The 22,987-nt window shown below is 72.9% G+C and carries 20 protein-coding genes and 1 pseudogene; 10 read left to right on the top strand and 11 right to left on the bottom strand.

Going from position 1 to position 22,987, the window contains the following annotated elements:
* The first annotated feature begins 826 nt into the window (after window positions 1–826).
* The 4 genes from PYR91_RS04460 to PYR91_RS04445 all read left to right on the top strand — a co-directional run bounded on the left by PYR91_RS04460 (window position 827) and on the right by PYR91_RS04445 (window position 5,510).
* Window positions 827–2,122: a helix-turn-helix transcriptional regulator gene (locus tag PYR91_RS04460; protein WP_347942877.1), complete on the top strand. Its 1,296-nt coding sequence runs from the start codon at window positions 827–829 to the stop codon at window positions 2,120–2,122.
* A gap of 193 nt (window positions 2,123–2,315) precedes the next feature.
* Window positions 2,316–2,894: a copper resistance protein CopC gene (locus tag PYR91_RS04455; protein ID WP_279777634.1), complete on the top strand. Its 579-nt coding sequence runs from the start codon at window positions 2,316–2,318 to the stop codon at window positions 2,892–2,894.
* A complete protein-coding gene (locus tag PYR91_RS04450) occupies window positions 2,891–4,879 on the top strand; it encodes a cytochrome c oxidase assembly protein (RefSeq protein WP_279777633.1) in 1,989 nt (662 codons plus the stop codon). Before PYR91_RS04455 ends, PYR91_RS04450 begins: the two co-directional genes overlap by 4 nt.
* 253 nt (window positions 4,880–5,132) lie before the next feature.
* Window positions 5,133–5,510: an ATP-binding protein gene (locus tag PYR91_RS04445; protein ID WP_279777632.1), complete on the top strand. Its 378-nt coding sequence runs from the start codon at window positions 5,133–5,135 to the stop codon at window positions 5,508–5,510.
* Window positions 5,511–5,519: 9 nt separating this feature from the next.
* On the opposite strand, the gene PYR91_RS04440 is transcribed toward PYR91_RS04445, so the two are convergent.
* The 4 genes and pseudogenes from PYR91_RS04440 to PYR91_RS04425 form a co-directional block, all read right to left on the bottom strand.
* Window positions 5,520–8,477, bottom strand: coding sequence for a hypothetical protein (locus tag PYR91_RS04440; RefSeq protein WP_279777631.1), 2,958 nt, complete (start codon window positions 8,475–8,477; stop codon window positions 5,520–5,522).
* A gap of 197 nt (window positions 8,478–8,674) precedes the next feature.
* The gene (locus PYR91_RS04435) at window positions 8,675–9,181 is read right to left on the bottom strand and encodes a GNAT family N-acetyltransferase (protein WP_279778023.1); all 507 of its coding nucleotides are present in this window, start codon (window positions 9,179–9,181) and stop codon (window positions 8,675–8,677) included.
* Between the two features lie 240 nt (window positions 9,182–9,421).
* Window positions 9,422–9,589 (bottom strand): annotated as a pseudogene (locus PYR91_RS04430) (DUF397 domain-containing protein); the annotation flags it as partial.
* Window positions 9,580–10,398, bottom strand: a complete 819-nt coding sequence (locus PYR91_RS04425) for a helix-turn-helix transcriptional regulator (RefSeq protein WP_279777630.1) — start codon at window positions 10,396–10,398, stop codon at window positions 9,580–9,582. The gene PYR91_RS04425 and the pseudogene PYR91_RS04430, both read right to left, overlap by 10 nt.
* A gap of 485 nt (window positions 10,399–10,883) precedes the next feature.
* Here PYR91_RS04425 and PYR91_RS04420 point away from each other — a divergent pair, with 485 nt between their 5' ends.
* Both PYR91_RS04420 and PYR91_RS04415 read left to right on the top strand, forming a co-directional pair.
* Window positions 10,884–11,879, top strand: a complete 996-nt coding sequence (locus PYR91_RS04420; protein ID WP_279777629.1) for a helix-turn-helix transcriptional regulator — start codon at window positions 10,884–10,886, stop codon at window positions 11,877–11,879.
* Between the two features lie 298 nt (window positions 11,880–12,177).
* Complete coding sequence (locus PYR91_RS04415; RefSeq protein WP_279777628.1) at window positions 12,178–12,684, top strand: hypothetical protein; 507 nt, start codon at window positions 12,178–12,180, stop codon at window positions 12,682–12,684.
* Window positions 12,685–12,844: 160 nt separating this feature from the next.
* On the opposite strand, the gene PYR91_RS04410 is transcribed toward PYR91_RS04415, so the two are convergent.
* The 5 genes from PYR91_RS04410 to map all read right to left on the bottom strand — a co-directional run bounded on the left by PYR91_RS04410 (window position 12,845) and on the right by map (window position 18,012).
* The gene (locus PYR91_RS04410) at window positions 12,845–14,542 is read right to left on the bottom strand and encodes a thiamine pyrophosphate-requiring protein (protein ID WP_279777627.1); all 1,698 of its coding nucleotides are present in this window, start codon (window positions 14,540–14,542) and stop codon (window positions 12,845–12,847) included.
* A 71-nt stretch (window positions 14,543–14,613) separates the two neighbouring features.
* Window positions 14,614–15,258, bottom strand: coding sequence for a response regulator transcription factor (locus tag PYR91_RS04405; protein WP_279777626.1), 645 nt, complete (start codon window positions 15,256–15,258; stop codon window positions 14,614–14,616).
* Window positions 15,249–16,427: a histidine kinase gene (locus tag PYR91_RS04400; RefSeq protein ID WP_279777625.1), complete on the bottom strand. Its 1,179-nt coding sequence runs from the start codon at window positions 16,425–16,427 to the stop codon at window positions 15,249–15,251. Before PYR91_RS04400 ends, PYR91_RS04405 begins: the two co-directional genes overlap by 10 nt.
* Window positions 16,414–17,049 carry a DedA family protein gene (locus PYR91_RS04395; protein WP_279777624.1) on the bottom strand — a complete coding sequence of 212 codons (636 nt, stop codon included), beginning with the start codon at window positions 17,047–17,049 and terminating at the stop codon, window positions 16,414–16,416. The genes PYR91_RS04400 and PYR91_RS04395 overlap by 14 nt, the downstream gene beginning before the upstream one ends.
* Before the next feature lie 114 nt (window positions 17,050–17,163).
* Window positions 17,164–18,012: a type I methionyl aminopeptidase gene (gene map / locus PYR91_RS04390; RefSeq protein ID WP_279777623.1), complete on the bottom strand. Its 849-nt coding sequence runs from the start codon at window positions 18,010–18,012 to the stop codon at window positions 17,164–17,166.
* A gap of 106 nt (window positions 18,013–18,118) precedes the next feature.
* On the opposite strand from map, the gene PYR91_RS04385 reads away from it, so the two are divergent.
* Entirely contained in the window at window positions 18,119–18,301 is a 183-nt protein-coding gene (locus tag PYR91_RS04385; RefSeq protein ID WP_279777622.1) for a hypothetical protein, read from the top strand.
* A 31-nt stretch (window positions 18,302–18,332) separates the two neighbouring features.
* On the opposite strand, the gene PYR91_RS04380 is transcribed toward PYR91_RS04385, so the two are convergent.
* Complete coding sequence (locus tag PYR91_RS04380) at window positions 18,333–18,917, bottom strand: hypothetical protein (RefSeq protein WP_279777621.1); 585 nt, start codon at window positions 18,915–18,917, stop codon at window positions 18,333–18,335.
* Window positions 18,918–19,013: 96 nt separating this feature from the next.
* Here PYR91_RS04380 and npdG point away from each other — a divergent pair, with 96 nt between their 5' ends.
* The 3 genes from npdG to PYR91_RS04365 all read left to right on the top strand — a co-directional run bounded on the left by npdG (window position 19,014) and on the right by PYR91_RS04365 (window position 21,905).
* Entirely contained in the window at window positions 19,014–19,685 is a 672-nt protein-coding gene (gene npdG, locus PYR91_RS04375) for an NADPH-dependent F420 reductase (RefSeq protein WP_279777620.1), read from the top strand.
* A gap of 130 nt (window positions 19,686–19,815) precedes the next feature.
* Window positions 19,816–20,997 carry an aminotransferase class I/II-fold pyridoxal phosphate-dependent enzyme gene (locus PYR91_RS04370; RefSeq protein WP_279777619.1) on the top strand — a complete coding sequence of 394 codons (1,182 nt, stop codon included), beginning with the start codon at window positions 19,816–19,818 and terminating at the stop codon, window positions 20,995–20,997.
* Window positions 20,994–21,905 (top strand): threonine/serine dehydratase, encoded by a 912-nt coding sequence (locus PYR91_RS04365; protein ID WP_279777618.1) that lies wholly within the window; start codon window positions 20,994–20,996, stop codon window positions 21,903–21,905. The genes PYR91_RS04370 and PYR91_RS04365 overlap by 4 nt, the downstream gene beginning before the upstream one ends.
* A gap of 141 nt (window positions 21,906–22,046) precedes the next feature.
* On the opposite strand, the gene panB is transcribed toward PYR91_RS04365, so the two are convergent.
* On the bottom strand, window positions 22,047–22,898 hold the full coding sequence (gene panB, locus PYR91_RS04360) for a 3-methyl-2-oxobutanoate hydroxymethyltransferase (RefSeq protein WP_279777617.1): 852 nt from the start codon (window positions 22,896–22,898) through the stop codon (window positions 22,047–22,049).
* Window positions 22,899–22,987 lie beyond the last annotated feature (89 nt).

The raw sequence follows: 22,987 nt of genomic DNA, 5'->3' as shown, positions 1-22,987 counted from the left end.
AGCCGGTGGCTCGCGTCCGGGGCCCTCGTGACGGCGGCGCCGGACGGGGAAGGGCACTGTCTCGCCCCGGCGATGGAATCGTCCCCTCCAGGGAATTAAATAAAGGGGGAAGGGTGCGCGTCGGGCGCCCGTGCGGAATACTGTGCAGATGCAAGGCCAGGCGCATGTGCAGAATCGCGTGCGCAGGCTTCGACACCTGTTAGGGGAACGGGTAGCGATGCTCCACACCGCTCAGTTCATGAGTCCGGTGTCCGGAGGCCAGAATGCCGATCACGTCGGCCCGGGGGGGCCAGGGGACGGCGTCGAGGAGCCGGCCCGTGCGCCCGGCCTGGCCAGGGCGCCGCACAAGGGTGTGGTGACCAGCGATGAGGCTCATGCTCACTTGATGCTGGTCACCATGACCGTCGATGTGCCGCGATCGTACGCGGGCCGTATGCCGGCCCCGGTCACCGCCTGCCTCCGGCGGCACCCGAGTGGAGGCTGTTGCCGTGCTCAGCGCTCTGCAAGCGGGCGTCTGCACGTGCAGCTGGGGGCGAGTAGCTTGCGCCTCCGACGGGTCGAGGAGTTGACCGGGCGAAATGTCTCCTCTGTGGTGGGCTGGGGCTTTGCCCTGTCTTGCTCTACGTACCGAAAAGGTTACAAATCAGCAGCAGCCTGGAACGACGTCCGCCCGGGCGGAAGACGAGATGGCTTCTGTAGTCGTAGCATTGGCTCCAGTACCGGTAAGGGCGAGAAACGCGATGGCTAGGGTCGTAGCGGCGAGGCGGAAGCGACGCATGGCTAACTCCAGTCGGGGGCTGTCCGTCGGGGTCTACATCTTTCAGGGGTGCCAGTGACCAGTCAAGATCTTATTGGACAGCGAATCAAGACGATTCGTCGCCAACGCGGTCTTTCCCAGGCCCAGTTGGCCCACCCCGAACTCTCGGATAGTTATGTATCACTGATCGAGAGCGGCAAGCGAACCCCGACCACCGCGGTATTGGAACTGCTGGCGGCCAAACTCGACTGCTCCATAACGTATCTGATCAACGGCGTCACCGCCGAGCAGATGCACGAACTGGAGCTGGGCCTGGGCTACGCGAGCCTCGCCCTGCACAACGGGGAGGCCGCCGAGGCCAGGCGCCGTTACGCCGACCTCCTCTCGGACGGCGGCCTGGTCAGCCTGCCGTCGCTCAGCCACAAGGCGCGGTACGGCTACGCTCTCGCGGCCGAGGCCTGCGGCGATCTGGACGAAGCCATCGAGGTGCTGTCCCGCCTTCGCGACTCCGCCGCCGAGGCGGCCGGCGAAGAGCGCGCGGTCGCGGTCGTGCTCGCCCTCTGCCGGTGCTACCGCGAGCGCGGCAAGCTGACCGAGGCGGTGCAGGTGGCCGAGGAGGTGCTCTTCGGCACCGGGCGCCCGTCCTGGAACAGCGACCTCATGGAGCTGGGCTCGACCCTGCTCACGGCCTACGTCGCCCGTGGCGACCTGCTGCGGGCTCAGCAGTTCGCCCTGGAGCTGCTGGGGGCGGCCGAGATGCTCGGCACCCCCCGCGCGACCGTCGCCGCGTGCTGGAACGCCGCGCTCGTCGCCGACGAGGTCGGCCAGGCGGAGGAGGCCATCGCCCTGGCGGAGCGGGCGTTCGCGATCCAGTCCGAGACCGGCGACGCCCGTAACCTCGCCAGGGTCCGCAACGCGACGGGGGTCCTGCTGATGCGGGCGCGCCCGGACGAGGCCGCGAAGGCGAAGGACCTGCTGGTGCGCGCCAAGCGCGACCTGACCGAGTCGGCGGCCAGCGTGGTCGACGTCGCCAGGTGCCTGGCCGGGCTGGCCAATGCCGAGATCATGCTCGGTGAGGCGCAGGAGGCCGTCGGGCACGCGACCAAGGCCGTCGACATGCTGGACGACGGCAAGGGGTTCCTGCTCACGGAGACCCGGCTGATCCTCTCCCGCGCTCTCATCCTGCTCGGCAAGCGGGATGAGGCGATCGAGCAGATCACCCAGGCCGAGAAGCTCCTGCAGAACGGTCACCAGACGCGCAAGACCGCCGCCAGCTGGCTCGCCGCCGCCGAGATGCTGGAGGTCCTGGACGACGAGGCCAGCGTCGACGCCTACCACCGCGCTCTGGCCTGCGCCGGCCTGTGAACCCGCGCGCCCGGCCGCGGACGCGGCCGGGCGGGGCGGTCCGGCGCCGGGCCGCGCCCGCGGGGCTCTGTCCGCCACACCACTCTCGCGGACCTCTCCGCGCGACCGGCCCGGCGACCGGCCACACCATGGGGGCGACCGTCCGCCGACCGCGGGGGCGACCGGCCCTCCGGCTGAGTAGCCTTAAGGGGCTATGAAGACATCCCCGCTCGCCGCCGTGCTCGCGTTCGTGGTCGCCGCCGTGCTCGGCACCTCCTTCGCCGCGCCCGCGCTGGCTCACACGACGTTGAAGAGCAGTGACCCTAAGAAGGGGTCCACGGTGGAGGGCGTCGAGTCGGTGACGCTCACCTACACCGAGTCGGTCAGGTTCCCGGTGGTCCTGGTGCGGGACGCCGGCGGCCAGGCCTACCACGACGGCAAGCCCGAGGTCGACGGGCCGGTCGTCACCCAGAAGGTCTCCGGCGACCTGCCTTCCGGCGAGTACACGATCGCCTGGCGCGTGGTCTCCGCCGACGGGCACCCCATCGAGGGCGAGATCCCCTTCACCGTCAAGGCGCCCGAGGCGGCGGCCCCCTCGCCGTCCCCGTCCCCCTCGGCGGCGGCCCCGAGCCCCGCCGAGACCGCCGTCGCCGCGCCCTCCTCCGTCGCGGCCACCCCGGCGTCGCGGCGGGAGGAGCAGTCCGGCGGCATCCCCGTCTGGGTGTGGATCGTCGTCTTCGGCATCGCCGGCATCGGCATCGGCATGGCTCTCAGCATGCGGAAGAAGACGTGAGCCGAACCGCACGCCTGGCGGTCGCCGGCGTCCTGGCGGCCCTGGCCGCCCTGGCGCTGGCGATGTTCGCCGGCGGCGCGGCCACCCCGCGCATCATCCCCGGCCTGCCCGACGAGGGCACGCTCACCCGCTGGGCCCTGCCCGGGTCCAAGCTGGCCATGGACATCGCCGGCGTGCTGACCGTCGGCATGCTGCTCACCGCCACCGCCCTGCTGCCCAGCGACAAGGGCCTGCTCGGCAGGTCCGCCCTGGCCTACCTGCGGGGAGCTTCGTGGGCGGCGCTGGTGTGGGCGGTCGCCGCGGCCTCGACCATGGTGTTCAGCCTGTCGGAGACCCTCGGCCTGCCCGTCGCCGAGGTCGTCGGCGGCGAGGCGCTGACCAGCTACGCCAGCCAGGTCTCGCAGGGCATCGCGCTCACCCTGGTCGTGCTGTTCGCCACGGCGCTCGCGCTGTTCTCCCGGGGCGCGATCACCGCGGGCGCCGCCGGCGGCCTGCTGGCGCTGGCGCTGGTCACGCTGTTGCCGCCCGCGCTCACCGGCCACTCCTCCTCGGCGCCCAACCACGGCCTGGCCACCACCAGCGTCGCGATGCACCTGCTGGTGCTGTCGCTGTGGGTGGGCGGGCTGCTGCTGCTGTGCGCCCACGCCTTCCGCGGCGAGCCGCACCTCGACGTCGCCGCGCACCGCTTCTCCCGCATGGCGCTGTGGTGCTTCGTCGGCGTCGGCCTGTCGGGCCTGTTCAGCGCGCTGGCCCGCCTCACCGCCGTCCAAGATCTGTTCACCACCTCCTACGGCGTGCTGGTGCTGGTCAAGGCGGCCCTGTTCACCCTGCTGGGCGTCGCCGGCTGGTGGCACCGCGGCCGCACGCTGCCCGGCGTCGCGGCACGGCGCCCGGGCGCCTTCACCAGGCTCGCCGCCGCCGAGGCCCTGGTCATGCTCGCGGCGACGGGCGTCGCCGTGGCGCTGTCACGCACCGCGCCGCCGCCGCTCGACCTGCCGGTCGACCGGGCGTTCGAGCTGCTGGGCTACCTGGTCCCGCCGCCGATCTCGGTCGGCAACCTGCTCACCCTGTGGTGGTTCGACCTGTTCTTCGCGGTGATCGCGGCGCTGCTCGGCGGCCTCTACGCCGCGGGCGTCGTACGGCTGGCGCGCCGCGGCGACCGCTGGCCGGTCGGCCGAACGGTCAGCTGGGGCATCGGCGTGCTCGCCCTGGTGCTGGTCACGCAGACCGGCGTCGCGCGTTACGCCCCCGTGCTGTTCAGCGTGCACATGGCCGAGCACATGGTGCTGTCCATGATCGTGCCGATCTTCCTCGTGCTGGGCGCCCCGGTGACGCTCGCCCTGCGCGCGCTCAAGCCGGTGGCACGGCGCGGAGACCGGGGGCCGCGCGAGTGGCTGACCGTGGTCCTGCACAGCCGGGCCGCCAAGGTGATCACCCACCCCGCCGTCGCCACCGCCCTGTTCATCGTCTCCACGTACGCCCTGTACTTCACGCCGTTGTTCGAGGCGGCCATGGAGGAGCACCTCGGGCACATCGTGATGACCCTGCACTTCCTGCTCAGCGGATGCCTGTTCTTCTGGGTGATCATCGGCATCGACCCGGCGCCCACCCGGCTGCCGTACGTCGGGCGGCTCCTGCTGCTGTTCGTCACCATGCCGTTCCACGCGTTCTTCGGCATCGCGCTGATGAACATGGGCACGGTGCTGGCCTCCGGGTGGTACGACCAGCTCGGCCGCACCTGGGGGGCCTCCGCGCTGTCCGACCAGAGCACCGGCGGGGCCATCGCCTGGGCCTTCGGCGAGATCCCCACGCTGATCGTCCTGATCGCGCTCGCCTTCCAGTGGTACCGCGACGACGAGCGCCACGCCCGGCGCGCCGACCGCCGCGCCGACGCGCGCGCCGCCAAGGAGGGCGGCACCGGCGACGCCGAGCTGGACGCCTACAACGACTACCTCGCCCGCCTCGAACGCAACGACCGCAGGTAGCGGCCTCTCGGCGCGCCGGCGCCCCGGTGCAGGTAGCGTGGCATGCAGGAGGGTGGGGCATGACACGGTGTGCGGGGTCTGTCACGGCCCGGGCGGGCCGCCGATCCCCGCCAAACGGATCTCAATCGCTCGTTGAGCACGCGCCGGTAGCGTCATAAGTGGACCTTCGTCCACGGGACGCGGTGGGGCCGGGACCACGATGCCCGGAGCGGTGCGCCCAGGAGGGTTGGGGCAGTTGTTCGAAGAGTTGCGCATGCGCGAAGGACGGAGTCTGGCTCAGGCCGTCGAGGACTACCTGACCGAGTGGTCGGATCGCACGGGGCTCACGGTCGAGGTCTGGGCGATGCCCAAGGAGAACGTCACCGGCCCTGTGGCGGACGCCGTCTACGCCGTCGTGCGTGAGGCTCTCGCCAACGTCGAGCGGCACAGCGGCGCCCACACCCTCTCGTTCGCCCTCACCACCGGCCGCGGCGGCCTGCGGCTGACCGTCAGCGACAACGGCGTCGGGTTCGCGCCCGGGCGCACCGGACGGGGGATCGACACGATGAAACGCCGCTTCAGCGAGGTCGGCGGCACGATCACCGTCAACAGCGTGGTCGGCGAGGGCACCACGGTCACCGGCCAGATCTGACCGGCCGGGCTACGGGCGCCCGCAGGTCGGGCTCGGCGGCTGCTGGGCGTACAGGCGGCCGCACTGGCGGACCACCACCTGGCGGCCGTCGGGGTCCACGGCCACGAGCAGCACCGGGCGGTCGAGCGCGTGCGCGCCGTCGCCGGCGCCGTGCAGCTTGACCAGGCCGCTGTCGCCGTCGATCTCCTCCAGCTTCTCCAGGGCCAGCAGGACCCCGCCACGGTCGACCACCCCGGGATCGCCCGGCGGGGCCGCCGGGCCGCCCTGGCCCGTGTAGGCGGCCTGGGCGGCCTGCATCAGCGTCTCGGCGGCGTCGCGCGCCTGCACCGCGTACTCCCTGGACGGCAGCTCGATGGCGGGCAGCCCCTTCATGCCGAGCGAGGCGAGGAAGGCGTCGAACCGCTGGTAGAAGTCGGTCCGGAACTGCCGGGGCACCGCCTCCCAGGCGTTGGGAGACGCCAGGGCGACGTACATCACCCGCACCCGGTTGTTCGCCCCGAGCTGCGGGGCGTGGTCGTTGACGTACTGGGTGACGTCGTCGTTGGCCAGCACCGTGAGCCGGTGGCACTGCGACTTGGAGATCGCGTCGATGAACGCGCCGAACTGCGCCGACCTGCCGGCGTAGTAGGCGAGATCGGGCTCGCCGCCGCCCTGGGCCGAGCACACCTCGCCGACCCGGGTCTCCAGCTCCGCGGCGTTGGCGTACCCGACCGTCCTCGCGCCGTCGCCGAACGCGCGGGCGAACCTGGCCCCGAGGTCGCGGCCCAGCAGGTCGGCGACGCTGGTGTCGGCGAAGACGACGGCCGTCCGCGCGGGCGGCACCTCGCGCCCGGGCAGGCCGGCGCGGGCCCAGCGGGCGGCCGTGGCGGCGAGTTCGCTGTTGGGCGGGGCCAGCGGGAAGAACGAGGGGATGAAGGCGTCGCCGCGGCGCCCGAGGTCGTCGAAGGTGGCCGTCGTGGTGATCACGGGCAGGGCGGTGCGGCCGAGGAGCTGGATGGCCTTCTGGACCTGCGGGCGGCTCTCCCCCAGCCCGACGACGCCCACCACCGACGGGTCGCGCCGGGCCTGCCGGAGCACGTCCCCCGCCACCTGCTCGGCGTAGCGGAAGTCGGCTCCCGCGTTGGCCACCAGCACCCGCATCTGGAGCTTGCTGCCGTCCCCGCTGTTGGCGATCAGCCTGTCCTGCGCCATGGTGATGCCGGCCAGCTCCCCGTGGATGTCGGTGAGCGGGTCGGTGAGGCCGATCCTCGCCTCGCCCTGGACGGTCAGCTTGCCGAAGTAGACCACCGTGGCGTACGGACGCCCGGAGGACAGGACGGCCTCGTTGTTCTCGTCGATAGCCCCGAGCACCCGGGCGAGCTGCGGGGCGTAGACGAAGCCGTCCTCGCCCAGCCCGACGCACTCGCCGGTGGCCGCCCTGCGGATGTCGGGCCCGCAGTTGCTCGCGGCGGTCGCGACGACGTTGACCAGTGAGAGCGTCACCACGGCCGCGACCGCCAGCCATGGCAGCACCGGATGCGCCAGCAGCGGGCGCCGGCGCCCGCGCACCGGCACGGTGACCGTCTCGAACAGCGGGGCGTCCTGCGGCCGCATGTCGACGCGTAGCACCCGGGCCGACCCGATGGCACGGTCGCGGGCGAGGTCGCCGCGCCAGCGCCGCCACAGTCTCTCGGCCTGCTCCGGCCGCCCGGCCGGGACGACGGCGCCCGCCGCGTCGCCCCCGGCCCCCCCGGGGCGCGGGAACGCGGGGGGCCGCTCGGCGGGCCCGGCCAGGACGACCAGCAGCGGGTCGGGCAGGCAGGTGCCGGCGCGGACCTCCTCCACCCGGGCGACCAGGTGGCCCGCGCCGCCGTCCGCCAGCAGCACGGGGTAGGAGGTGCGGGCCCAAGCGACCCGCCGCCACACCTTCCACGGCCGCCGCTCGTACCCCTGTCGCAGGTCCTCCAGGAAGGCGTTGACCAGCAGGTGCTCGATGCCCTCGGCGGCCTGCGCCGCCTCCGGGACCTTGCGGTCCTCCGCGCTCTCCTCCGGGGCCTCCGGCACGCCCTCGACGATCGAGAGCGGAGCGGGCGCGGGCGGGTCCGCGGGCGGCCGGGTGGCGGCCGCCGCCCAGACGGCCGCGACCTCGGCGGCCGGGACGGCGGTGGCGCGGCGGCGGGCCTGCAGGACGCGGACCGCGAACCTGGTGAAGTCGGTCGGCTGGTTGCGGCGCTCGCCGGGGATGAGGTACGGCTGGCGGCAGAACCACCCGTAGCGGCGCCGCCCGGCCCAGCTGCGCGACAACAGCAGCACGTGGACCGCTCCGATGACCAGACCGGCCAAGATCGCGCAGACGCCGAGCAGCGTGCTGAGCTGGTCGGCCCACCCCGCGCTGAGCAGCGCGGCCGCGGCGGCCCAGGCCGGCAGCGGGCCCTCGGCGTAGGCCCGCACGTTCGCCCAGAAGTTGCGCCGGTCCTGGGCGGTGCCGCCGCCGATCTGCCGCCGGCGCTGCCGGACGGCTCGCTTGACGCCATCGTGCAGGCGGTCGGGCTCGACCTCGTCGATCTGCAGGTCGAGCAGCCACAGCACCTGCGCGAGCAGCGGAAAGCGCAGGTGGGCCTCGCCGGGCGGGGCGACGGCCGCCAGGTCGCGGGTGGCCTGCCGGAGCCAGGCCACCACCGCGGCGTACGGCGGGGCGTGCCGGTTCCCGGCCGGGAGCGGCCCCTCGGCGGGGTCGGGGGAGGGGCCGAGATGCGCGAACGGGGTGCCGTCGCAGCGGGCCTCCAGCTCCTGGGCCACCGCCGCCGTCGCCGTGTACCTTCCCGCGACCCACAGCACGGGCAGAGGGACGTCACCGTTGCGCCAGGTGGGGCGGACGCGCATCTGGTCGAAGACCCGCAGGAAGTCGCGGACCCCCTCGTAGGAGCGCCGGTAGCTCTCCTCGGGGTCGCCGGGCGGGGGCGACGCGCCCGGCGGCAGCGGCGACACGCCGGGGAGTTCCGCGGCGCGCCCGGGCCCGGCGGAGGGTGAACGCTGCGGTTCTCCCGGTGCGGAAGGCGGTGCTGTCGTCACTTCCCGGCCGATCGTCATCGATGAGGGTGGCTCCATGGCGTCGTGCATCCAGCATAAATCGCCCAGTGCCGACGCGCCCGGCTCCGCGGCCCTTCCCTACCGGGAGGGCGTCGTCACAGGTCGCGTCGCATGCACACGCGCGGCCAGCGGTCGAGGCCGAGCTCGGCCTCGTGGCGGCGCAGGGCCCGCAGGCCGGGGGTGAGCTCGGCGTCGTCGAGGCACCAGAAGCCGCAGCGCTCGTAGTAGGGGGCGTTCCACGGCACCCGGGTGAAGGTGATCAACGTGAGGGCGGGCAGGGCCTGCTCCTTGGCGTACGCGGCGGCGTGGTCGATGAGCGAGCGCCCCATGCCGCGGTGCGCCGAGGCCGGGTGCACCGACACCTGTTCGATGTGCAGGTTGCCGTCGACGAGACCGGCGATGAGGTAGGCGACGGGACGGTCGCCGGCGTCGACCCGCACCCACGCGCGTCCCTCGCGCTGGTAGCCCGCGAGCACGTCGAGGGCCAAGGGCTCGTCCTCGGCGACGGCCGACATGCCGATGTCGCGGAAGGGCCGGCCGGCCGCGCGCTCGATCTCCTGGAGGACGGGAAGCTCGTGGACGCCGGCCACTCGGATGCTCATCTGATCATTGTCACCGGCATGAGCCGCCCTGACCAGCCGTGTACCAGCGGGTGAGAGCGGGCGCCGGGCCGCCGGGGAGAGCCGGACGGCGGGCGGTGAATTCGGTGGAATGGTAAGAATGCCGAAAATGCGGTTAAGTCGGGCGGGCTGGCGGCCGACGCCGGTTAATCGGCTCCCCCTGGAAGTTCCGTGGAACGGGTTGGTCGTCGAGGAGGAAGTACGCCCGATTTTTACGGTTCTTACGAATAATCCCCATTCACCGCGACTGGTGACAACGGCGGGCGCGCCGGGGTTCTTGGAGTCGCGGACCGCCACCACGCCCGCCAGGTTGCTCGCCACCTCGACGCAGTGACCGCCGGTGTCCCCGCTGAATCTGGATTTACGCCAGTTCGCCCGGCTCAAGTCCATCTTTCGGCGGTTTGCTGGATGACTTTGAGGGAGAGCGATGTCGGGTACGCCTCCGCTCTGATGGCGTCGTAACGCGCGGTCAGCGATGCGATCACCCCTCGTTCGGTCAGCGTTCGTCCGTCAGGTATGGAATCCACATATACCGCATATGGAGTGCCGCGCTGTTCGGCTATAACAAAAGCGGCCAGTAACCCTGGAACGGCCTCGGCCTCGAAGGGAACTATCTGTATGGTCACCCGGGGATGGTGCGCGATTTCGAGGAGGTATTCCATTTGCCGGCGCATCACTTCGGGGCCGCCGATCGGCCGGCGGAGAACGCCTTCGTCGATGATGCTGAGGATCATGGGGGGCTTTTCCTGGGAAAGGATGTTCTTGCGCTGCATCCTGCCGACGAGACGCTCCTCGACCTCTTCGGGGGTGATGCCGGGCGCGCGCTCGAACACCCGCCGGGCGTACTGCTCGATCTGGAAGATGCCGGGCACCAGCAGTGGATCCCAGATCTGCAGCGCCGTGGCGCGGCGCTCCTCCAGCGTCCAGTTGCGGAAGTGCTCGGGCACCGGGGGAGGCGGCGGCCAGCCTTCGACGTGCAGCGCCGAGAGCACGCCGTCGAGCTGGAGGGCGCGGTCGCAGCGCCGGGCGAAGTCCTCGCTGGGCGTGCGCTTGAGGTTCTCCACGGCGCCGACCAGGCTGCCGGAGAACCCCATGCGACGGCCGAGCTGCCCCTGGGTCAGGTGGGCCATGAGGCGGTGACGCTGGAGCTCGTACGCGAATCGGGCGCGCGCGGAGTCCTCGGGATTGAGTTTCGTCATATGTGGCATTTGCGTCCCTTTTTGGTTTCGCAGGGGGATATCGGCACCCGGCGCTATCGGGAAACCGCGCGACGACTCGACGCGGACGCCATTGCGGCGTGTAGTCATGCGACTACCAAAGGTAATCGATTGTCCGCACCGGAGGAAGATGAAAGTCCCGCGCCCGTTGGCCCCGGGCGGCGCGCACGCGAGTGCGGTACGCCGTCGCGGCACGAGGTCCGGTGGGCGACATGCCGGGCGCCGTCACCCGGGGCGGCCGGATGGCGACGCGCGACATAACGGAATCGCATCATGCGAGGTGGCGGGGCCGGCGCCCTCTCGTGGCCTTCCGGTCGTGCGGCGGTGGGCGTACCATTCTATGATCTAGGTCATAGCAAATCCGGAAATACCGGTGAAGCTCGCTTTGTCGGTAATGCCGTATACGTTCGTTAATCGGGTATCAGGTACCGGGTATCGGCCGCACCGAAGTCAGTCATGGAGGACGGGTGTCCCTGCCTCGTTCGAGCACGGGGTTCTCCCCCGAGGTCGCCGCGGTGCTGAGCCAGGCGGACCGGGGGATTCGCGCCCGTATGGGCAACCACCACGCCCTGTTCGACTACTGGCGTTTCGCCATGGGGACGATCTGCAGCGTCCAAGCCTTCTACGTGGGCTTCTACCGGGAGGGACGCAAGATCGTCTACCCGTACACCTTCGACGACACCCTCCAGACCAAGGAGTTCGTCCCGCCGGAGGTGCTGGGGTACGGGCCCGGGGGTCAGGCCGCGTTCATCCTGGCGCATCGGCGGCCGTACACCTACGCCGAGGACAACGGCGCCCTGCTGCGGCACGGCGTGTCGTTCGGCGACGAGCGGCGCGCCTCCGCCGACGCCGTGACGATCCCCGTCTTCGACAAGCGGGAGGAGGGGCCCGCGATCATCGGCCTGGCCTCCATCCAGACGTACCAGCCCCGCGCCTACACCCGCGAGCACGTCCGGGCCTTCGAGTGGACGGCGCGCTCGGTGTCGACCGTGCTGGCCCGCGAGCGTGAGGACGACCTCAACCGCGAGGAGCTGGAGGTCCCGGCCGGGACCCCGCAGGGCGAGCAGCCGTCGGTGGTGGAGGTCGTCCAGGACGTCTCGGAGATCCTGCGGTCGCTGCACGCGCGGATCTGCGCGGTCGAGGACGCGGTGCCGGTGGGCGAGCGCGAGCTCTACGGCCTGGTGCGTGAGCTGCGGCGGCGGTGCGAGCAGGCCCAGACCGAGACCATGGACATCATCTCGCGCCCCTCGGTGCACGCCGAGACGCTGCTCAACTCCCTGTCGTCCAAGGAACGCGAGATCGCCCTCCTCATCGCCCGCGGCGGCATGACCAACAAGGAGATCGCCGCCGCGGTGTTCGTCACCGAGTCGACCATCAAGGGCCACGTCTCGCGCATCCTGCGCAAGCTCGGCGTCGAGCAGCGGTCCGGCATCGCGGTGAAGCTCGACGAGTTCGTGGGTTAGCCCCTTTCCCGCGCCGCCGGCACCCTGCCCGCCGGCGTTCCCGCCCCCGGCGCGCGCCGCTTCCGGCCCCGGGGGCGAGGCCTTTCACGAGGGTGGACGGGTAGTACTTAGTACGGGGCCGGTGGCGGAAAAACCCGTCCCCGACGCACGGTCTATGGGCAATCCCTCCATATATCGTCCATATGTCAAAAGGGAGGCATTTGTCGTACCTGGCGGCTGATCGGCCGTCGCTTCGATCGTCGACGCGAACGGTGCGCCAGAAGCCGTCCGGGCGCGGGCACGAGCAAGGAGCCTGGCCATGGAGGCCCTGACCATCGCCATCCTGAGCACGATGCTGTTCGCCGGGGTGGTCATCGCCCGGTGGAGCCGCTTGGGGCACGTCGCGATGGCCCCGGTCGAAGGCGAGTTCCGGCTCTCGCCGCAGAGGGCGGCGTCGATCGCGGCGCGTTCCGGTCTGACGGTCCGCGAGCGGATGTCCGGCAGGACGGTCCCGGTGCTGCCCACCGCCACGGGCGCGCGGGTGGACCTCGTGTGCCGGGCCGGGCTGATGTCCTTCGAGTTCACGGCGGGACCCGAGGGCTCCGCCTGCCGTGTCGTCGCCCGCGCCGGGGAGGTCGCGGCGTTTGGGCTGCCCCGGGTCGGCGGCCTCGCCGCCTCCTCGACCAACGTGCTCTATCTGAAGATGAGCGTCCCCCGTAACCCCGCCCGGCTGCTCCGCCGCCGCGATCGCGCCCTGCGCGCCATGGCCCGGGCGGCCGGCGAGGACTCCCGGCTGCTGGAACCGGTCGACGCCGGCCACGCCTGACCGCCCGCCTCGCCACCGTGGCCGTCCCGGCTCCCCTCCGCCGTCCCCGCTCCCGCTCCGCCCGCCGTCCCGGCCCGCCCCGCCGACCCCGCTCCGGTCGCCGGCGTGGGCGGGCACCCGTGGCCTGGATATTGCATCTGCACGTGCATCGGCAGGTTCGTCAGTCGCGGGCGATGTGGACGTCCACCACGGCCGACCGGCCGGCCTCCACCGCCTCCAGGCCCCGCCGCAGGGCGCCGGGCAGGTCGGCGCGGTCGGTGACCGTCTCGCCGTGGGCGTGGCAGGCCCGGGCCACCGCGGCCAGGTCGGGCGGCGCGCTGAACCGGGTGCCCTCGGCGTCCCCCCGCAGCGCCGACAGCCCCTGCGGGAAGAGCTCGAAGACCGGCAGCCTGCTCGCCCGGTAGCCGTCGTTGTTGAGCACGACGACCATGATCGGCGCCGCCGCCTCCGCGGCCAGGCACAGCGCCGCCGTCGGCACGCCGAACATGAAGGCGCCGTCGCCGACCACGGCGACCACCCGGGTGCCGGGGGACGCCATGCTCACCCCGACCGCGCCCGCCAGCCCCCAGCCGAGGCCGGGCGAGCCGGTGCCGAACAGCGTCGCGGGCCGGGTGCGCTCCAGCACCTCGTGCAGCACCACGGCGCTGGTGACGGCCTCCTCCACGACGGCGTCCTGCGGGCGCAGCACCGCGTTCAGCGCCTCGACGACCTCCCGCGCCCCGATCGCGCCGTGCGCGGGCGGGGCCGCCGGGCGAGGCTCCCGGGGCGGGCGGGCCTCGGGCATCGTGTGGCCCATCTCCTCCAGTCGCTCGGCGATCTGGGCGAGCGCGGTCGGGCCGTCGGCGGTCACCGCGACGTCGACGGGGAACGTCCACAGCGGGATGTCGGTCTTGAGCGGGTCGTCGGCGATGTGCACCACCGTGGCGTCCTCGGGGGGCCCGCCGAACCTCGGCACCCACGGCACGTCGGCGTCCGCGACGATGACCAGGTCGGCCTCGGCGACGGCCCGCCGCGCGCCGTCGGCGGTCAGCACGTTCATGGGATGCGTCGTGGCGATGTTGAGGCAGCCGCTCTCGGCGAGGTCGACCACCCGCATCCGGCCGAGGTCGGCCAGCCGCGTGACGGCGAGGAAGCCCTCGGGCCGGCGTCCGGTCTTGGCGGTGACCAGCAGCGGCCGCTCGGCCGCAGCCACCCGGCCGGCGATCCACCGCACGGTGTCGGGGTCGGCCGCGGGCGGGCGCGGCAGGGCGTACCCCGTCGTGCGGCCCGGGTCGGCGGCGGGCGGGTCCATCAGCACGTCGCGGGAGACCATCAGGTAGGCGGGCCCGGGGACGCCGCCCGCCGCCACCTGCACCGCGCGCCCGACGGCCCGGGCCAGCATGTCGGGCCGGGTGATCTCCATCACCCACTTGGCGTACCCGCGCACGATGCCGGCCTGGTCGGGCACGTCCTGCTGCCAGTGGATCGGGTGCGAGCGCCCACCCGGCGCGCCGGGTTCCTCCGCGTAGGGCGTCCTGCCGGCGATCACGACGACGCCTGCCCGGTCGCGCAGGGCGTTGTGCATCATCGCGCCCAGGTTCTGGGTGCCGACGTCGACGTGGACGAACACGCACTGCGGGCGCCGGGTCACCTGCCAGTAACCGTGCGCGGCCGCCAGCGCGACCGACTCGAACGAACAGGTGACCACCTTGGGGATCACCACCCCGGCCTTGCCCAGCACGGCCACGGCCTCCTGGAGCGGGGCGGAGTCGGTGCCGGGGTTGAGGAAGAGGTGCTCGACGCCGTGCCGTCCCAGCAGCCACAGCAGGTGCTCGGCGGTGGTCGCGGGCTGGAAGTGGTCCACGCGGTCTCCGGTCATAGGTCGCCTTGTCCGCCCATGGGCTGACGAAGATCGAGCGTAGAAGATCGGATGGCGTGTGTCTGCCCCCGTCAGGAGCCCAGGTAGCGCAGAACGGCCAGCACCCGGCGGCTGTACCCGGTGACGTGGGACAGGCCGAGCTTGTCGAAGATGGCGTTCACATGCTTCTCCACCGCGCTGACCGAGATGTGCAGCCGCGCGGCGACCGACGCGTTGGTGTATCCCTGCGCCATGTGGCCAAGCACGTCCCGCTCGCGGGGGGTGAGCGTGCTCACCGGGTCGGCGTGGGTGGTGCGGGCGAGGAGCTGGCGCACCACCTCGGGGTCGAACGCCGCGCCCCCGGCGCCGACGCGATCCAGCGCCGTCAGGAAGTCGGCGACCTGGGCGACCCTGTCCTTGAGCAGGTAGCCCACGCCGTCGACGTCGCCACCCATCAGCTCGGTGGCGTAGCGCTTCTCGACGTACTGCGACAGCACCAGCACCCGCGTGCCCGGCCAGCGGCGGCGGATCTCCAGGGCCGCGCGCAGGCCCTCGTCGGTGTGCGACGGCGGCATGCGCACGTCCGCCACCACGATGTCGGGCCGGTGCTCGGCCACGGCCTCGACCAGCGCGGCGGCGTCGCCGACGGCGGCAGGGACCTGGTGGCCCTCCTCCAGCAGCAGGCGCACCAGCCCTTCGCGCAGCAGCGTGGAGTCCTCGGCGAGGATCACGCGCACGGCAGCTCCGCGGTGACGGTCGTGGGCCCGCCGGGCGGGCTGGCCACGCCGAACCGGCCGTCCAGCGCGGCGACCCTGCGGGCCAGCCCGGACAGGCCGACGCCGCCGGGGTCGGCGCCGCCGCGACCGTCGTCGCGCACGGTGACCTCCAGGGTGGCGCCGCGCCTCGCCAGCCGCACGGCGACGCGGGTGGCCCCGGCGTGCTTGGCGGCGTTGGTGACGGCCTCGCACACCACGAAGTAGGCGGCGGTCTCGACCGGGGATGGCAGGGGCCCGTGCGGCCCGTGGTCGACCGCCACGGGCACGCCCGCGCGCTCGGCGACGGCGGCGACGGCGTCGCGCAGCCCCAGGGAGTCCAGCCCGGCCGGGTAGATGCGCCAGGCGACCTCGCGCAGGTCGCCGATCGCCGCCGTGGCCTCCTCGTGCGCCTGGAGCAGGAGGGTGTCGAGCAGCTCGGGGGAGCGGCCGCGGCGGGCCCGGCCGATCAGCATGGCCAGGGCCACCAGCCGCTGCTGCACCCCGTCGTGCAGGTCGCGCTCGATGCGCCGGCGCTCGGCGTCCACGGCCGTGACGATGCCGGCGCGGCTCTCGGCCAGCTCGGCGATCCGCCGCTCCAGCAGCGCGGTCGGGCCGGGCTCCAGCAGCCGCCTGGCCAGGGCGCGGTCCAGGGCCATGACCCCGGCCATGCCGCTGATGTCCAGGAACAGCAGCAGGGCCGCCGTCGCGCCGAGGTAGGTGACGATCAGCGGGGTGGGCTCGATGCCGTCCAGGTACACCCCGTGCGCCCAGCCCCACAGGAGCCGGACGACCAGGGCCGCGCCGAACACGAGCAGCGCCAGCACGATGCCGCCGAGGATGCCCACCGGCCACCGGGCGGCGACGTAGGCGAGCGCCTGGGAGCGGCCGGGCAGCGGGGGCACGCCGTTGAGCGGGCGAAGGCGCCGCACCTCCAGCGCCGCCAGCCGCCGCGCCCCCGCGTGCGCCAGGCGCGCGGCGGCCCGCCGCCCGCGCGGGCTGGGGGCGAGCACCAGGGCGGCGAGACCCGCCGCGACCAGGTGGAGCAGCTCGGCCAGCGCCGTGACCGTGCCCAGCAGCAGTGCCAGCGGCACTCGCCCGGCGCGGCCCAGCACGGCGCCGGGTAAGCGGACGGGCGCCTCAGCGAGCGACATGCCTGCCTTTACGACGGTCGAGCACCCGCCTGCCGATGAAGACCACGACGGCCAGCACGACGACCACGATGACGACCCTGGACAGGATGCCGGCGTAGCCCTCGACCAGCGACCAGTTCTCGCCGAGCTGGTAGCCGGCCAGCACGAAGATCGTGTTCCAGATCGCGCTGCCCAGCGTGGTGAGCAGGGCGAACTTCATGATCGGCATGCGCTCGACGCCGGCCGGGACGGAGATGAGGCTGCGGAAGATCGGGATCATGCGCCCGAAGAAGACGGTCTTCGTGCCGTGCCTGGCGAACCAGGCCTCCGACCTCTCGATGTCGGCGATGTTGATCAGCGGCAGGCGGCTGGCGATGGCGATGGTGCGCTCACGGCCGAGCAGCGCCCCCACGCCGTACAGGGCCAGGGCCCCGACCACCGAGCCCAGGGTCGTCCACACCAGCGCCGCCACAAGGCTCATGTCGCCCTTGCTGGCGGTGAACCCGGCCAGCGGCAGAATGACTTCGCTCGGCAGGGGGGGAAAGAGGTTCTCGAGCGCGATGGCGAGGCCCGCGCCGGGCGCTCCCATCGTCTCCATGAGTCCGATCGCCCATCCGGCGACCCCGTCAACGGTCGTGTCCATGGCCGTCAGGTTATGCGTGTTCGGATATCAGGGTGCATGAGGATGACCTTCCGGGTTGGTGCCGGTACGCCCCAGGTGCCGCCCTGTGGGAAACCGCACCCCTGTCTGAGCCGCTCACGGCAGGGTGAGGATCTCGCTGCCGGAATCGGTCACGACGATCGTGTGCTCGAACTGGGCCGTGCGCTTGCGGTCGCCGGTCACGGCGGTCCAGCCGTCGGGCCACAGGTCGTACTCGATCGTGCCGAGGGTGAGCATCGGCTCGATGGTGAAGGTCATGCCCGGCTCCAGCGTCACCGTCAGGCCCGGGTCGTCGTAGTGCGGGACGATCAGCCCGGAGTGGAACGAGGTCGAGATGCCGTGGCCGGTGAAGTCGCGCACCACGCCGTAGCCGAACCGCTTGGCGTACGCCGAGATGACCCGCCCCACGATGTTGAGCTGGCGCCCGGGCGCGACGGCCTTGATGGCGCGCATCATCGCCTCGCGGGTGCGCTCCACCAGCAGCCGGGACTCCTCGTCGACCTCCCCGACCAGGAAGGTGGCGTCGGTGTCGCCGTGCACGCCGCCGATGTACGCCGTGATGTCGATGTTGACGATGTCGCCCTCGTTCAGCACGGTGTCGTCGGGGATGCCGTGGCAGATGACCTCGTTGATCGAGGTGCACAGCGACTTGGGGTAGCCGCGGTAGCCGAGCGTCGAGGGGTAGGCGCCGTGGTCGCAGAGGAACTCGTGCCCGACCCGGTCGAGCTCGTCGGTGGTGACGCCCGGCACGATGTGCCTGCCGACCTCCTCCAGCGCCTGCGCGGCCACCCTGCCGGCGACGCGCATGCGCTCGATCGTCTCGGCGGTCTGCACGTCGGAGCCGCCCTTCTTGGGCTCCTTGCGACCGACGTACTCCGGCCGCTCGATGTGCGCGGGGACCTTACGGGTGGGCGAGAGCCGTCCTGGCCGGAGCAGAGTCGTCATGGCGCCAAGTCTAGTTCCGCACCAGGGGGGCAGGATGTGCCTGAGAACGGGCATGGCGGGCGTTACGGGGGGCGATCTCCCGGATGTCCCCCGGAAGGAGCGGCACATGAGCGGCGACCAGTGGTGGTACTGCCTGAAGCACATGGCGGTCGAGCCCGACAAGGGCTGTCCCAACAAGGACCGCCTGGGCCCATACGCCACCCGCGACGAGGCCGCCGCGGCCCTCCAGACCGCCGCCGCCCGCAACAAGACGTGGCAGGAGTCCGACAAGCAGTGGGACGACGACTAGCGAGAATCACCTGACCAGTGGGGCCGGGCGCTCAGTCGGGGACGCGGGGGCCGGTGATGCGTTCGGCCAGGCGGGCCAGGCGGTCCATGAGCTTGCCACGGGTTCGGGAGGACTCGCCGGCGGCCATGCTGACCAGGTGCTGGGCGGCGTCGAACGTGAAGAGGGAGTCCTGGGGCGGGACGGCCAGCGCGTCGTGGGCCAGGCCTTCGAGCTCGGGGTCGCCGCCGTCCAGGGCGAGGATCGTGGCGCCGGTCTTGCGGGCGTCGTCGACGCGTTCGAGCAGCGGCACCGGGGCCTTGGCCTCCGACACGACGAACAGGGTCTCGCCGCGCCGCGCGGCCAGGAGGCGGTCGACGCCGACCGACAGGTGCGGCGGCGCGCCCGGCGGCGGCTCCCAGCGCACCAGGGTCGGCGCGAGCTGCGAAAGGCCCGACAGGCGCGCCTCGTCGTCGAGATGCGCGGTCAGGTGCCAGGGCTCCTCCCGCGGCGTGCCGACCACCAGCAGGCCCCCGGGGGTGCGGGTGGCGCGCAGGCCCATCGCCAGCTCGCGGGTGCGCTCCACCCACCCGGTCGTGGAGAGCACCTCGCGCAGGAAGGCCACCGACGCAGCGTCCATGACACCCATGGTGCATCACCGCCCCCGCCGCCGTCCCGCGAAGCGCCGCCTGGCATGATCAGGGGAATTGCCGTCGAGCGAGGAGGCGCCAGGGCCATGACCGATGAGCTTCGGGACGTGAGCGACCTGACGGTCGGGATCCTCGGCGGCACGGGCGACCAGGGCAAGGGCCTTGCCCGCCGGTTCGCGCTGGCCGGGCAGACCGTGCTGATCGGCTCGCGGGACGCGTCCCGCGCGCAGGACGCGGCGGCGAGCCTGGGCGAGGGACTTCCGGTGCGCGGCGCCGACAACGCGAGCGTGGCGTCCGAGGCCGACATCGTGATCGTCGCCGTGCCGTGGGACGGGCACCGCGCCCTGCTGGAGTCGCTCGCCGGCGACCTGGCTGGAAAGATCGTCGTCGACTGCGTGAACCCCCTCGGGTTCGACAAGCGGGGCGCCTTCGCGCTGCCGGTCGAGGAGGGCAGCGCGGCCGAGCAGGCGGCGGCCGTCCTGGGCGACAGCCGGGTCGTGGCGGCCTTCCACCACGTGTCGGCCGTGGTGCTGCTCGACCCGGAGGTCGAGGAGGTCGACCTCGACGTGCTGGTGCTCGGCGACGACCGCGAGGCCACCGACCTCGTCCAGGCGCTGGCCGCGCGCATCGGCGGCGTGCGCGGCGTCTACGGGGGACGGCTGCGCAACGCCGGGCAGGTGGAGGCGCTGACCGCCAACATCATCTCGATCAACCGCCGGTACAAGGCGCACGCGGGGATCCGGATCACCGACGTCTGATCGGGCGAACGGCGAAGCCTGCCGCCGGCACGATCGACCGGTACGAGGCCTGCCGGGATCGGGATCACCGGCGGCCGGCCGGGACCGGCGAATCTGACAAACACCCCCTAAAGCGGCCATTCTTGACGTCATGAGCCCTCTGCACCGGGAGACCCGGGCCGTCCACCTGCCGAAGCCGCCCCTGAACGGCAGCACGCCGATCTCGACCCCGATCTACCAGACGTCCGGCTTCGCCTTCGACGACCCGGCCGTCTTCGCGGACGGCATGACCCGTCCCGACGGCGCGTTCGTCTACGGCCGCCTGTCCAACCCGACGGTGCGCGCGCTCGAAGAGGCGGTCACGGGCCTGGAGGGCGGCGCGGCCGCCATCGCCGCGGGCTCCGGCATGGGCGCCATCAACATCGTGCTGCTCGGCCTGCTCAGCCCGGGAGACCATCTGATCGCCCAGCGGGCGCTGTACGGCGGCACGGCCGCCATGGTCGCCGAGCTGGCCGCACGGTTCGGCGTCGCGGTGACCTACGTCGCGCAGGACGACCCCGCCGCGGTGCGCGCGGCCGTCCGGCCCGAGACCAAGATGCTCTACCTGGAGACCATCGCCAACCCGATGACCCAGGTCGCCGACCTCCCCGGCATGTGCGCCGCCGCCCGCGAGGCCGGGCTGGTCTCGGTGGTGGACAACACCTTCGCCTCCCCGATGCTCTGCCGCCCCCTGGAGCTCGGCGCCGACGTCGTCGTGCACTCCACGACGAAGTACCTCGGCGGGCACAGCGACGTGCTCGGCGGCGTCGCGGTCTTCGCCGCCGACGAGCTCTACCGCAGGGCGTGGCGCTTCGCCATCGAGCTGGGCGCCACCGCCGACCCGTTCGCCGCCTGGCTCACCCTGCGCGGCCTGCAGACGCTGCCGCTGCGGATGGCCAGGCACTGCGACAACACCCGCCTGCTCGCCACCCGCCTGGCCGAGCACCCGGCCGTCGCGGCGGTCCACTGGCCGGGCCTGCCCACCCACCCGTCGCATGAGCTGGCGGCCAAGCTGCTGCCCGACTTCGGAGGCGTCTTCTCCTTCGACCTGGCCGGCGGGCGCACCGCGGGCGAGCGGTTCATGAGCTCCATCCGGCTGGCGCTGCTCGCGCCGTCGCTCGGCGGCGTCGAGACGCTGGTGCTGCACCCGGCCTCGTCCTCGCACCGCTCGCTGAGCGCCGAGGAGTTCGCGGGCGTGGGCATCGGGGAGGGCACGGTGCGCGTGGCGGTCGGCATCGAGCACCCCGAGGACCTGTGGGCCGACTTCGCCCAGGCGCTCGGCGACGCCCGGTGACCGTCACCCGGGGGGACGTCGAGCGGGCCGCCGCCCGGATCGCCGGGCGCGTCCGCCGCACGCCGGTGGTCGAGGGCGACCCGGGGGTCGTGCTCAAGCTGGAAGGGCTCCAGCACTCCGGCTCGTTCAAGGTCCGCGGCGCCTTCAACCGCGTCCTGGCGGCCGGCCGCCTGCCCGGGGCGGGCGTCATCGCGGCCAGCGGCGGCAACCACGGGGTGGCGGTCGCCCACGCGGCGCGCGCGCTCGGCGTCCGGGCGGAGATCTTCGTGCCGGAGATCTGCGCGCCGGTGAAGGTCGCCCGGCTGCGCGCCCTGGGCGCCGCCGTCACGCTGACGGGTTCGATCTTCGCCGAGGCGTACGAGGCGTCGGCCAAGCGGGCGGCCGAGACCGGCGCGCTGGAGATCCACGCCTACGACCACCCCGACGTGGTCGCGGGCCAGGGCACGGTGGGCCTGGAGCTCATGGAGCAGGCCGGGGGAGTGGACACCGTCCTGGTCGCCGTGGGCGGCGGCGGGCTCGTCGCGGGCGTCACCGCGGCACTGGACGGCGCGGCCGAGGTGGTCGCCGTCGAGCCGGAGCGCATCCCCACCCTGCACCGGGCGATGGCCATGGGCGAGCCGGTGCTGGTCGAGGTGGGCGGCGTGGCCGCCGACGCGCTGGGGGCCAGCAGGATCGGGCGCATCGCGTTCGACACCGTGACGGCCGCGGGCGTGCGGAGCGTGCTGGTCACCGACGACGCGATCGTCGAGGCGCGCGAGGAGCTGTGGCGCGGCCACCGCGTCGCGGCCGAGCACTCGGGCGCCGCCGCGCTCGCCGCCCTGCGCTCGGGAGCGTACGTGCCGCGCCCGGGGGAGCGGATCGCCGTCGTGATCTGCGGCGCCAACACCGACCCGTCGACGCTGGGCTGAGCGCCCGGGGGCCGTGCGCGCCTGCGCGCGCACGGCCCGGGCTGGGGCGTCGCCTCGGGGCCGGCGGTGGCCGTGCCCGCCGGGGCCCGGCCGGTCAGCGGTAAACGTGCTCTGGCCGGGGGCGGTGGTCGTGCTGGCCGGTCAGCGGTAACTGTGCTCCGGAGCGGGGAAGACGCCGGTGGCGACCTCGTCGGCGAAGGCCCGGACGGCGTGGTCCATCTCGCCGGCCAGGTCGAAGTACTTCTTGACGAACTTGGCCGGCCGCTGCGTCAGGCCCATGAGGTCCTGCCAGACCAGCACCTGCGCGTCACACGAGGGGCCCGCGCCGATGCCGATGGTCGGCACCGACAGGGCGGCGGTGACGCGTTCGGCCAGCTCGGCCGGCACGCATTCGAGCACGACGGCGAAGACGCCGGCGTGCTCCAGGGCCTTGGCGTCGGCCATGAGCTCGTCGCCGGACTGGCCCCGCCCCTGGACGCGGTAGCCGCCGAAGACGTTCACCGACTGCGGCGTGAGCCCCAGGTGGCCCATCACCGGCACACCGGCCGCCACCAGCGTCTCCACCTGCGGCAGGGTGCGGCGGCCGCCCTCCAGCTTCACGGCGTGCGCGCCGGCCTCCTTCATGAACCGGGCCGCCGATTCCAGCGCCTGCTGGGGGGAGGACTGGTAGGAGCCGAAGGGCAGGTCGGCCACGACCATCGCGCGGGAGGAGCCGCGGACGACGGCCGCGGTCAGCGGGATGAGGTCGTCGACGGACACGGGAAGGGTGGAGTCGTAGCCGTACACCACCATCGCGGCCGAGTCGCCGACGAGCATCACCGGGATGCCGGCCTCGTCGAAGACCCTGGCGGTCATCGCGTCGTACGCGGTGACCATCGGCCATCTCTCGCCGCGTTCCTTGGCGGCGGCGATGTCACGGACGGTTACGCGTCGCCCGGTCTGGCCGCCGTAGAGAGCGGTCGGCGAACCGGACATGCTTGGGACAGAGGACATCATCGATCCCTCCAGGCCTCGAGGCGCCCTTGTGGCGTCCCCGGACGGTCAGATCATCGCACGCCTGACCCTTGGAGCAACACCCGGAG

Source organism: Sphaerisporangium sp. TRM90804 (assembly GCF_029846175.1).
GTDB lineage: Bacteria > Actinomycetota > Actinomycetes > Streptosporangiales > Streptosporangiaceae > Sphaerisporangium.
The sequence above is the reverse complement of the archived record's forward strand: the minus strand, read 5'-3'. Positions and strand labels throughout refer to the sequence as shown.

Excerpts from the sequence above, each read along its gene's own strand:
- PYR91_RS04455 (WP_279777634.1), top strand. The coding sequence starts at position 2,316 with ATGAAGACATCCCCGCTCGCCGCCGTGCTCGCGTTCGTGGTCGCCGCC.
- PYR91_RS04445 (WP_279777632.1), top strand. The coding sequence starts at position 5,133 with ATGCGCGAAGGACGGAGTCTGGCTCAGGCCGTCGAGGACTACCTGACC.
- PYR91_RS04435 (WP_279778023.1), bottom strand. The coding sequence starts at position 9,181 with ATGAGCATCCGAGTGGCCGGCGTCCACGAGCTTCCCGTCCTCCAGGAG.
- PYR91_RS04425 (WP_279777630.1), bottom strand. The coding sequence starts at position 10,398 with ATGACGAAACTCAATCCCGAGGACTCCGCGCGCGCCCGATTCGCGTAC.
- PYR91_RS04415 (WP_279777628.1), top strand. The coding sequence starts at position 12,178 with ATGGAGGCCCTGACCATCGCCATCCTGAGCACGATGCTGTTCGCCGGG.
- PYR91_RS04410 (WP_279777627.1), bottom strand. The coding sequence starts at position 14,542 with ATGACCGGAGACCGCGTGGACCACTTCCAGCCCGCGACCACCGCCGAG.
- PYR91_RS04400 (WP_279777625.1), bottom strand. The coding sequence starts at position 16,427 with ATGTCGCTCGCTGAGGCGCCCGTCCGCTTACCCGGCGCCGTGCTGGGC.
- PYR91_RS04395 (WP_279777624.1), bottom strand. The coding sequence starts at position 17,049 with ATGGACACGACCGTTGACGGGGTCGCCGGATGGGCGATCGGACTCATG.
- map (WP_279777623.1), bottom strand. The coding sequence starts at position 18,012 with ATGACGACTCTGCTCCGGCCAGGACGGCTCTCGCCCACCCGTAAGGTC.
- PYR91_RS04385 (WP_279777622.1), top strand. The coding sequence starts at position 18,119 with ATGAGCGGCGACCAGTGGTGGTACTGCCTGAAGCACATGGCGGTCGAG.
- PYR91_RS04380 (WP_279777621.1), bottom strand. The coding sequence starts at position 18,917 with ATGGACGCTGCGTCGGTGGCCTTCCTGCGCGAGGTGCTCTCCACGACC.
- npdG (WP_279777620.1), top strand. The coding sequence starts at position 19,014 with ATGACCGATGAGCTTCGGGACGTGAGCGACCTGACGGTCGGGATCCTC.
- PYR91_RS04370 (WP_279777619.1), top strand. The coding sequence starts at position 19,816 with ATGAGCCCTCTGCACCGGGAGACCCGGGCCGTCCACCTGCCGAAGCCG.
- panB (WP_279777617.1), bottom strand. The coding sequence starts at position 22,898 with ATGTCCTCTGTCCCAAGCATGTCCGGTTCGCCGACCGCTCTCTACGGC.